This is a genomic window from Mycobacterium sp. TH-M82 (genome assembly GCF_057473605.1).
Genome location: NZ_JBYCKY010000014.1, coordinates 1 through 5,397, shown reverse-complemented (window position 1 = coordinate 5,397; position 5,397 = coordinate 1). Strand labels below are relative to the sequence as shown.

Below are 5,397 nucleotides of genomic sequence, written 5' to 3'. Positions count from 1 at the left end.
GCGTCGAGCACGGAGTCGCTGATCGCGTCGCAGATCTTGTCGGGGTGTCCCTCGGTCACCGACTCACTGGTGAACAGCCGACCCTTTTCGCTCACAGTGCGACCCTTGCCATCCTTGCCATCCTTGCTCGTCCTTCCCGCACGTCGAAAGTTAGCCCGACAAATCGTATCGCCACCGGTTCCACCCCGGCCGACCAGCTACCCGTCGTGACCGTGCAGAAAGGCGACGACGGCGTCCACGATACGGCTGGCCATCAGCGTCTTGGAGCCGTGCTCCAGGGTGGATTCGGTGCCATCGGAGGCCAGCAACCACCCATCGTTGCTGTCCACCTCGAACGCCCGGCCCTCGCCGACGGCGTTGACCACCAACAGGTCGCAGCCCTTGCGGCGCAGCTTCGCGCGGGCATGGAACAGCACGTCGCCGTGCTCGTCGCCGGTCTCGGCGGCGAACCCGACGATCGCGGCCATCCTGGGCAGCAGACCGTCGGTGCGCGCGCGTACCGTGGCGGCCAGCACGTCGTCGTTACGCACCAGCTCGATCGTCGGCGGCCGATCGGTGCCCTTCTTGATCTTGGCCGGCGCCACCCGGACCGGCCGGAAGTCCGCGACGGCAGCCGCCATCACCAGCACGTGCGCGTCGGGTGCGTGCTTGGACACCGCGTCGCGCAGCTGCTGGGCCGAGCTGACCGCCACCACGTCGACTCCGGCCGGGTCGATCAGGCCGGCGGTGTGCCCGGCGATCAGCGTGACGTCGGCACCGCGCTGGGCCGCCACCCGCGCCAGGGCGTAGCCCTGTCTGCCCGAGCTGCGATTGCCGATGAAACGCACCGGATCGATCGGCTCGCGGGTGCCGCCGGCGGTCACCAGCACTTTGCGGCCGGCCAGGTCATAGGGCATGGCGTCGGGCCGCTCCAGCAGCAGTGACGCGAAGGCGTTGATCTCCTCGGCCTCGGGTAACCGGCCGGCTCCGCTGTCGGTTCCGGTCAACCGCCCACACGCCGGTTCTAGGACCACCGCTCCGCGCTGCCGCAGCGTGGCCACGTTGGCCACGGTGGCGGGATGCAGCCACATCTCGGTGTGCATCGCCGGGGCGAACAGCACCGGGCACCGCGCGGTGAGCAATGTCGCGGTCAGCAGGTCGTCGGCGCGGCCGGCAGCCGCGCGGGCCAGCAGGTCGGCGGTGGCCGGTGCCACCACCACCAGATCCGCCTGCTGGCCGATCACCACGTGAGGAACCTGCGGCACATCATCAAAAATCCCGGTGTGCACCGGCTGTCCGGACAGTGCCTCGAAGGTGGCCGCCCCGACGAACCGCAACGCGGATTGGGTGGGGATGACCCGGACCTGGTGGCCGGCCTCGGCCAGCTGGCGGACCACGGTGCACGCCTTGTATGCGGCGATGCCTCCCGAAACGCCGACGACGATGCGCTTGAGATCCACCGGTAGGCTCCTACCCCTGCTACCCCTGCTATCCCTGCGCCTGCTGCTCGCCTTCGGTATGTTCCAGCCGATCCGCGTAGATTTCGCGCATCGCGATCGAGAGCGGTTTTTCCTGTAGCCCGGGCTCGACCAGCGGACCGACGTATTCGAGGATGCCCTCACCGAGCTGGTTGTAGTAGTCGTTGATCTGCCGCGCCCGCTTCGCCGCGATCATCACCAGCGCGTATTTGCTCGACGCACGCTTCAGCAACTCGTCGATAGGCGGGTTGGTGATGCCCAGTGGTGTGTCGTAGCCACCGTACGACGCCGGGTCGTGCGGATCGGGGACGGCGACCGATGGCGCCGATGACGCATGGGCTTGCGGGGCGCTCACTTGAGACTTTCTCCTGGCGGTAAGGGCCGGGATTGACGAAACGTCAATCCGTTCGGGTCGATCACGTCGATCACACTGTGTCCGGCGCGGCTGGTGTCAGCAAGGATACCAATTCCGTGCAGACGGTCTCCAACCGGTCGTTGACCACGACCGCATCGAATTCATCCTGAGCTGCCAGTTCGGTACGGGCGGTGGCCAGCCGCCGACGCATGGCCTCGGGCGACTCGGTGCCCCGCTGGCCGAGCCTGGCCTGCAGTGTCTGCCAGTCCGGCGGCGCCAGGAACACCGTGGTGGCCTCCGGCAGTGCCGCCTTGACCGCCCGGGCTCCGGCCAGGTCAACCTCGATCAGAACGGGATGCCCGGATCGGGTGGCGTCGCGCACCGGCCCGGCCAAGGTGCCCGATCGGTGCAGGCCGCCGTGGATGTCGGCCCACTCCAGCAGTTCGCCCGCGTCGATCAGCCGCTGAAACTCCTCCGGCGTCACGAAGTGGTAGTCGACGCCGGACACCTCCCCGGGCCGCGGCGCCCGAGTGGTCGCCGACACACTGAAATGCAGGTCAGGCACCCGTTCCCGCAGGCACCGGACCACCGTCGACTTGCCGACCGCAGACGGGCCGGACAGGACGACTACCCGCCCTTCCGACCGTTCGGCCTGCATGGCCGCCAGGTTAAGAGAACTTCTCCAACAGTGCCTTACGTTGACGCTCACCCAGGCCCCGCAGCCGGCGGGTGGGCGCGATCTCGAGCTCGGTCATGATCTCCTGCGCCTTGACCTTGCCCACCTTCGGCAACGCCTCCAACAGCGCGGACACCTTCATCTTGCCCAAGACCTCGTTGGATTCGGCATCCTTGAGGACCTGCTTGAGATTGGTGCCTCCACGCTTGAGCCGGTCCTTGAGCTCGGCCCGGATTCGGCGTGCGGCAGCCGCCTTCTCCAACGCGGCCGCACGTTGCTCGTCGGTCAACTGGGGAAGAGCCACGATTCCTCCGTCTCGTCATCATCGACTGACGTCGATGTTTGGTTGTCTCGGCCGGGTGCTCCAGCCAGCGACGACGACCGTACCCACGCCGTCTGACGAAATCTAACCCCACCCCCCGGTTCATGCCACAAAGGCCCAGCATACGGTCCCGTCGATGGCGCGTCGGCGACGCCGGCGACGGCCCACCCGGGCGGTTCGCCCGGTGCCCGTGCAGAAACTGGCTCGATGCCGAACATAATGTGCGACAACCATTTTCAGTTCCCTTCCGACGCCCGGATACGGCACGGCCGCTCGTTGCTCGCCGGCGATGGCTGAGGCCGCTCGCCGCCACGGCGCCGATTTCGGATGTTCCTGCGTGTCGCGCGTGTCGCCAGGCATGTCGAGCAGCGCATTTGTGCGGGTGCGGCACAAAACTACTTTCAGTAGTAGGTCGCGGCTCACTTGCTGGCGCGCCACACCCGGTCGAACGGCAGTCGCCAGGCGTGCGGCGCGATCAGCTGGTGGATGGCGTTGGGCCCCCACGATGCGGCGTCGTAGCCGCGCACCGGCGGCGGATCAGCCAGCAGCGGCTCGGAAACCTCCCAGAGCCGCTCGATCCCCTCCGACGTGGTGTAGAGCGTGTGGTCACCGCGCATCGCGTCCAGGATCAGCCGTTCGTAGGCCTCCAGCACGTCACCGGCGGACTCGGTGTCGGCCACCGCGAACTGCATGCTGTGCTTGTCCAGTCTCATCCCCGGCCCGGGACGTTTGCCGTAGAACGACAGCGACAGCTTGGCCTGATCGGCTAGATCGAACGTGAGGTGGTCCGGGCCGTGCGCGCCGACGCCGGATCCCGGTGGAAACATGCTCCGCGGCGGTTCCCGGAAGGCGATCGAGATGATCCGCTGGCCCTCGGCCAGGCACTTGCCGGTCCGCAGATAAAACGGCACACCCGCCCAGCGCCAGTTGTCGATCTCGCACTTGAGGGCGACGAAGGTCTCGGTGTCCGAGTCCGGCGCCGCACCCGGCTCGTCGCGGTAGCCGCGGTACTGGCCGCGCACCACGTTGTGCGGGTCCAGCGGCACCATGGACCGGAACACCTTGTCCTTCTCCACACCGATCGCCTCGGGTGCCAGCTCGGTGGGCGCCTCCATCGCCACGAACGCCAGCACCTGGAACAGGTGGGTGACCACCATGTCCCGGAACGCGCCGGTCTGCTCGTAGAACGCCGCCCGTCCCTCCAGCGACAGCTTCTCGGGGACGTCGATCTGGACGTGGTCGATGACGTTACGGTTCCAAATCGGCTCGAACAGCCCGTTGCCGAACCGGAAAGCGAGGATGTTCTGCGCAGGCTCTTTACCGAGGAAATGGTCGATCCGGAAGATCTGTGATTCGTCGAACGTCTCGTGGATCGAGACGTTGAGGGCCACCGCGCTGTTCAGGTCGGTGCCGAAGGGCTTCTCCATCACCACGCTGGCATCGGCGGCCAGGCCTGCCTGCGCCAGCATCCGGATCGACGGGATCGCAGCCGCCGGCGGCACACTCAGGTAATGCAGCAACCGGACCCGATCGTCGGGGCCGCTCAACTGCTCGGTCTGCGCTCGCACCGCTGCCGCCAGTGCCCCGGGACCGCTGCGCTGCGGCACATAGGTCAGATTCTGCGCCCAGGCATCACGCTCTTCGACAGACGCCTGACTGCGCGAGAACTCCTCGCAGGCTCGCACGGCGAGCTTGCGGAACGCGGCGTCGTCCACGTCGTCCAAGGACGTGCCGACGATGCGCAGTTCCGGCGCGAGCTGCGACATCGACAGGTGAAACAAGCCGGGAAGCAGCTTGCGACGGGCCAGATCACCGGTGGCGCCGACCAGCACCACCACATGCGGCGCGGTGCGGGGCTTGTCGGTCACCGCCATGGATCGCCCCTCTCGGTCTGGCGCGCAGGTGTCCAAGCCAGCCTAAGACGGCCGCGCTGCGCCATCAGGGCACCAGATAGGCCACCACATCGCGCAGCCGCTCCCCCGCGGCCCGCAGCGCGTCGACATCCGGACCGGCGTGCAGCACCTCGCGGGCGGCCGCAGGCAACAGCTGGCCCGGGACGGCGCCGCCCAGGCCGCCCAGCGCCTCCGGCCGTCCGCCCTGCGCACCGATGCCGGGTACCAGCACCGGCCCGCCCAGGGCGCTGACGTCGGGGACATCCGCGGCGGTGGCGCCGACAACCACCCCGACCGAGCCGGGTTCCGGCCGGTCAGCCCGGTTGGCCCGGTTGATCTCAGCCGCCGCGTCGACCATCGTCTGGGCCACCGTGCGGCCACCGGCCCCCGCTGCCAGAGCGTTCTGCACGGTCACGCCCTCCGGGTTGGAGGTGGCGGCCAGCACGAAGACCCCCCGCCCGTGGTCTGCGGCCGTCTCCAGCAGCGGTGACAGCGACCCGAATCCCAGGTACGGCGAGGCGGTCACCGCGTCGGCGGCCAGCGGCGAGTCGCCCGCCCACGCCGCGGCGTAGGCCGCCATCGTCGAACCGACGTCACCGCGCTTGGCGTCGGCCAGCACCAACACCCCGGCGGCGCGCAGCGCGGCGATGGTGTGCTCCAGCACGGCGTAGCCGGCCGCACCGTGCGCCTCGAAG

General features: G+C 68.6%; 7 protein-coding genes. All 7 read right to left on the bottom strand.

Features of this window, described 5'->3' with window-relative positions; translation table 11 throughout:
- The coding region (locus AC2VON_RS00395; protein WP_155267907.1) for an S-adenosylmethionine synthetase N-terminal domain-containing protein at window positions 1–95 on the bottom strand (95 nt) is incomplete at its 3' end.
- 102 nt (window positions 96–197) lie between these two features.
- Window positions 198–1,439 carry a bifunctional phosphopantothenoylcysteine decarboxylase/phosphopantothenate--cysteine ligase CoaBC gene (coaBC, locus tag AC2VON_RS00390; RefSeq protein ID WP_486951173.1) on the bottom strand — a complete coding sequence of 414 codons (1,242 nt, stop codon included), beginning with the start codon at window positions 1,437–1,439 and terminating at the stop codon, window positions 198–200.
- A 28-nt stretch (window positions 1,440–1,467) separates the two neighbouring features.
- Window positions 1,468–1,812, bottom strand: coding sequence for a DNA-directed RNA polymerase subunit omega (gene rpoZ, locus AC2VON_RS00385; RefSeq protein ID WP_486951172.1), 345 nt, complete (start codon window positions 1,810–1,812; stop codon window positions 1,468–1,470).
- A gap of 70 nt (window positions 1,813–1,882) precedes the next feature.
- Window positions 1,883–2,470, bottom strand: a complete 588-nt coding sequence (gmk, locus tag AC2VON_RS00380) for a guanylate kinase (RefSeq protein WP_486951171.1) — start codon at window positions 2,468–2,470, stop codon at window positions 1,883–1,885.
- 10 nt (window positions 2,471–2,480) lie between these two features.
- Complete coding sequence (gene mihF / locus AC2VON_RS00375) at window positions 2,481–2,792, bottom strand: integration host factor, actinobacterial type (RefSeq protein ID WP_486951170.1); 312 nt, start codon at window positions 2,790–2,792, stop codon at window positions 2,481–2,483.
- A 437-nt stretch (window positions 2,793–3,229) separates the two neighbouring features.
- Window positions 3,230–4,684, bottom strand: a complete 1,455-nt coding sequence (zwf, locus tag AC2VON_RS00370) for a glucose-6-phosphate dehydrogenase (protein ID WP_486951169.1) — start codon at window positions 4,682–4,684, stop codon at window positions 3,230–3,232.
- Between the two features lie 64 nt (window positions 4,685–4,748).
- Window positions 4,749–5,397: orotidine-5'-phosphate decarboxylase (pyrF, locus tag AC2VON_RS00365; RefSeq protein WP_486951168.1), on the bottom strand; the 649-nt coding region annotated here is incomplete at its 5' end.